Origin of the sequence: Hahella sp. CCB-MM4, from assembly GCF_002260525.1 — a bacterium.
Taxonomy (GTDB): Bacteria; Pseudomonadota; Gammaproteobacteria; order Pseudomonadales; family Oleiphilaceae; genus Hahella.
In genome coordinates this window covers 1-3,638 of the sequence record NZ_MRYI01000043.1, presented here as the reverse complement: position 1 = coordinate 3,638, position 3,638 = coordinate 1, and the positions used below count along the sequence as shown (strand labels likewise).

Sequence of the window (3,638 nt, the reverse complement as noted above, 5' to 3'; positions counted from 1 at the left end):
CTCGATGAAATTCTGAAACCTGAAAATGTCACTTGGTCCTCGATGTCATCGGGGCTGCAGTCAACGACATCTGGCATTGTCAAAACGGGCGCATTTGCCTGGGATGCTTCTGCACGATCCGACCAGACCATTCAGGGGGAAGGCGTCATTGAGTTCAGCCTGCCGCAGGTGAATAAGTCGGTCATGGTGGGACTGAACCAGAGTAATACAACGGACAGCTACACGGACATTGATTATGCCTTTTTCAGCTGGGATTCCGAGCGTATCCGATTGTACGAAGAAGGTAATCTGGTCAAGGATTTATCGATTCCGCAGAAAGCGGGCAATCGCTATCGGATAGCGATGGAGGATGGGGGTGTTCGTTATTACGTGCGGCCGGAAGGTGAGTCGGAGTTCATTCTGGTCCATACCTCAGCGAAACAACCGGATTTATCGGCGCAGTATTTTGTGGATACATCGTTCAAGTCTAGCGGTGCAGAAGTGATCGATGTGACGGTGAGTGAGAAAGCGACCCCCACGTCGGTCAGGCAATACCAAGTCTATGATGCTAGAGGCCAGATCAAATACAGCATCGATGCTGAAGGTTATGTGACAGAGCATACCTACGATGCTTTGGGCCGGGTGACCACGACGTCGACGTATGAGCAGCCGCTGAATCTCGATACGGTCAGGGAAATCACTGTGGCCAGCCTTGATAGGGTCCTGAAATCTGAAGAAGTCACTTGGGCCTCGATGTCGTCGGGCTTGGAATCGACCTCTTCTGGGATCGTCAAGACAGGGGCATCGGCATGGGATGCTTCTGCGCGTACCGATCAGACTATTCAGGGTGAGGGAGTTATTGAGTTCAGCCTGCCGCAGGTGAATCAGTCGGTCATGGTGGGGCTTAATTCGAACCATACAACAGACAGCTATACCGACATTGATTACGCCTTCTTCAGTTGGGATTCTGAGCGTATCCGATTGTACGAAGAAGGTAACCTGGTCAAGGATTTGTCGATTCCGCAGAAAGCGGGCAATCGCTATCGGATAGCGATGGAGGATGGGGTTGTCCGTTATTACGTGCGGCCGGAAGGTGAGTCGGAATTTATTCTGGTGCACACCTCGACAAAACAGCCGGATTTATCGGCGAAATATTTTGTGGATACATCGTTTAAATCGACGGGCGCGGAAGTGGTCGATGTCACGGTGAAGGATAAGACGGCCTCCAAATCGATCAGGCAATACCAGGTGTATGACGCCAGAGGCCAGGTCAAATATAGCCTCGATGCCGAAGGCTATGTCACCGAGTATGAATACGATGCACAGGGACGCAATATTGCCGGCCACAGATACTCCGATCCCTTGGAGAATGTCCCTGCAAGCTTGACATTAGACGCTCTGAAAGCCGCATTACCCTTGAAGGCCGTGCAGGTAAACTGGACGGACTTGAGCGACGATGTGGTCGTCCGGGGGACGGCGATTGAGCTGAATAATCCCGAGGATCTTTCGGTGTGGGACGATAGTGCCCGTAGTGTCGAGACGATGCCGGCCGAGGGATTTATTGAGTTCGAGTATGGTGATGAAGCACCGACCATGATTGGACTCAACAGCCTTCAAGAGGGAGATAATTATAAGGACATTGATTACGCATTCTACCTTTACTACAACAATGAGATTCATATCTGGGAAGAGGGCGAGCACAAGGGCAAGATTGCGATTCCGCATCAGACAGGGAACCGTTATCGGATTGCATTGAAAGATGGACAGGCTCACTACTATATCAAGGAAGCAGGAAAGGATACTTTTACCCTTGTTCAGACCTCTACCCGGGCGGTGGACAGTAATGCGGATTACTTTGTCGATGCGGCCCTGTACCGGAATAACAATGAGGTACCAGGCGTCATACTGTCGAGAGAACGCCTGGAAGAGGCGTCTGCAGAGGTCTCGGTTACCGAGACTCAACGCACTATCTACGACAACCGCGGCCAGGCCCGTTTTAGCATTGATAGCCTGGGCTATGTGACTGAAACCACCTATGACGCCCGTGGTCAGGCGGTTCGGGCGACCCGATATGATGCGGTGTATACGGGGCAGGAATTTACCCTGTCCGCCCTGGAAGCGTTTGCCAGTGCCCAAACCTCGCCGGTCGAAGGCCATAAAATCTACGATGCCCGTGGCCAGTTGGCGTATGACGTGGACCCGGAAGGCTATGTCACCGGATACACTTACAATGCCGCCGGCCAGATGATCGAAACCCGCCAGTACTCCGAGGCGTTACCGGAATCCGGTGTGACCTACACCCAAGCCGGGATCGAAGCCTGGCTGCCCCAACTGGTGAGCTGGGAATACCAGTCTTCGGGCAATGTGCAGGGATTCGATGGTCAGGGGGTGAGAATCTCCGGGGAATATGGCTGGAATGAAGCCTTACGTTCCAGTAACAGCCTGACCGGCGAAGGCTTTTTGGAATTTTCCATCCCCACAGACGGTAAGCGGGTGATGGTGGGCTTGAGCAAGTCCAACAACACGGACAGCTATACCGACCTGAACTATGCCATTTACCGACGCTGGGATAACCATATCTTCATCTATGAAGGCGGAGTCTCGCGGGCGGATCTTGGGGTGATGGCACAGGAGACCCGGTTCAGGATCGAAATGGACGGGACGGTGGTGAAGTACTATGTCGAAGCGTCACCGGGGGCCGGATTTGCACTACTGCATACCTCGGCCACGGCAGCCAATGTCACGGCTCCCTATGTGGTGGATACCTCGTTCCTGGAGGAAGGGGCGACGATCCGGGACGTGGTGATGGGACAAAGCTTGTCGACCATCGGTGGGACGGTCCAGGTTTCCCGGGTCGTCTATGATGATCGCGGTCAGGCCCGTTTCAGTATCAATGCTCTGGGACAGGTCACCGAGAACCGTTACGACCATGCCGGCCGAGTCACTGAAACCTTGCGTTATGCCGGGACCTATAGCGGGACAGCGTTCACTGAAGATGCGTTGAGTAGCTTCGCCGCAAGTCAGACCGCAGGAACCCAATCCACCCATCAGATCTATGACGACCGTGGCCAGCTCCACTATGCAGTGGATGCCGGCGGTTATGTCACCGCCTATACCTACAATGCCCAGGGGCAAGCGATTGGTACTTATCAGTATAGTGGTGCGTTACCTGACACCGGGGTTGAGTATAGCGAAGCCGGTATCGAGGCCTGGTTGCCGCAACTGGTGACCTGGGAGTACCAGACCAACGGTATGGAAGGTTACCTGGGCACCTCCGAACGCACCCAGGCAACCGGAAGCTGGGATCGCTCGGCCCGTTCGCGGGAAACCCTGCGCGGTGACGGCTATCTGGAATTCAGTCTGCCCGGTGATGGCAAACGCATCATGGCGGGGCTGAATAAGACCAACAGTTCAGATGGCTACAGTGATCTCGATTTTGCGATCCACAAATCGTGGGAAAATCATTTCCGGGTCTTTGAAGATGGTGTTTTGAAAATTGATTTTGGTAAATACGATACTGAAACCCGGTTTCGTATCGTTGCTGAAGGCAACCAAGTCAAATACTACCTGAAGTCCCCGACCGACTCGGCGTTTGTACTGAAATACACCTCTACCAAGACCTACGATAGTGCGGCCGAGTATTTTGTCGACAGCTCGCT

At 53.5% G+C, this 3,638-nt stretch carries 1 pseudogene; it reads left to right on the top strand.

Annotated elements, in window-relative coordinates:
• A pseudogene (locus BTA51_RS28750) lies at nt 1-3,638 on the top strand (hypothetical protein); the annotation flags it as partial.